1 protein-coding gene is annotated in these 1,567 nt (G+C 33.2%); it reads left to right on the forward strand.

Translation table 11 applies throughout. From position 1 onward, the window contains the following. Positions 1-1,549 (forward strand): TonB-dependent receptor (locus FLACOL7796_RS20340; protein ID WP_173972627.1); only part of this gene is annotated, 1,549 nt, incomplete at its 5' end. Positions 1,550-1,567 lie beyond the last annotated feature (18 nt).

A 1,567-nucleotide genomic window follows, 5' to 3' on the forward strand; every position in this document is an offset into this window, starting at 1 on the left:
AGAAAGAGCCTCTATTAAAGGTCAAATTAGTTTAAATAGTGACGAATCTCCAGAGAATATCTCTGTTGTTTTAAAAGGTACAAAATCAGGAACCACAACAGATGATTCTGGTAATTATATTTTAAAAAATATCAAGCCTGGAACTTATACTATAAAAGTTTCTTCAATAGGATACATTACTCAGGAAAAAACAATTGTACTAAAAGAAGGCGATAACTTAACTCAGAATTTTTCTATTTCTACCAACTCAGAAGACTTAACAGAAGTAGTGGTTAATAGCGGTAAGAAAAATCACTTTGCACGCAAAGACAACCGACAAGTTTCAAGATTACCACTTAAAAATCTTGAAAATCCACAAGTATATACTACGATTACAGGAGAATTATTAAAAGAGCAGGTTGTAACTAATTTTGATGATGCGTTGAAAAATGCATCTGGTATTACACCACTTTGGGCAGCAACAGGACGTGCCGGCGACGGAGCTGCTTACTACTCTTTAAGAGGATTTCCAGTTCAGCCAACAATGGTGAATGGTTTGCCAGGTTTAACAAACGGAAGTTTAGATCCTGCTAATATTGACAGAATTGAAATCATCAGAGGTCCATCAGGAACTTTGTTTGGAAGTAGCTTAATCTCTTACGGAGGTTTAATTAACACCACTACAAAAAGACCTTATAAAACATTTGGAGGAGAAGTAAATTACACTACAGGAAGCTATGGTTTACACCGCGCAGTTGTAGATTTAAATACACCTCTTAATGATACAAAAACTTTAAATTTCAGAGTAAATTCAGCGTACAATAAACAAGAAAGTTTTCAAGACGCCGGTTTCAAAGAATCTTTTTTTATAGCACCTTCATTATCTTATGATGTAAATGATAAATTATCATTTTTAGTGAATACTGAATTTATGAGCAGCGAGGCTACAAACCCAACGATGCTATTTTTAGACAGAGGAACACCATTACGCGTGCATAATATTAAGGAGTTAAATTATGACAACAAACGTTCTTATACAAGTAATGAACTAACAATGAAAACTCCTTCATACAACATTCAGGCTCAGATGAATTATAAATTTTCTGACCAATGGAGTTCTCAAACTGTGTTCTCTACCAGTTCAGCAAAATCACAAGGAAATTATACTTACTTATACGAAGGCACAAGTAATAAACTTTTCGCCTCACTTAAAGACGGGATTGTATTAGGCAGACAATTTACAGATCAGGACAATCAAAATATAACAACTGATATTCAACAAAACTTTAATGGTGATTTCAAAATTGGAAATTTCAGAAACAGAATTGTTATAGGTTTTGATTATTTCAAAAGAACTGCTTCTGACCGTAGTTCAGGATATGTTGCAAATGGTCTTGTATACATTGGTAATGACTTACAAACGTTTAACAACATTGTTGGAAAACAAACCAACGGGGATTCTGGAGATTTAACAAAAGCAGGTTCAGACGTAGTCATGGTCGGAAGATTATTCTTCCGGCCTTTTTTGTTTTATACTTTAAAAAAAAATGTTTTTATTTATTTTATTTAACACGAATTTTCTTGTTTA

The organism is Flavobacterium bizetiae, assembly GCF_902804475.1.
Lineage (GTDB): Bacteria > Bacteroidota > Bacteroidia > Flavobacteriales > Flavobacteriaceae > Flavobacterium > Flavobacterium bizetiae.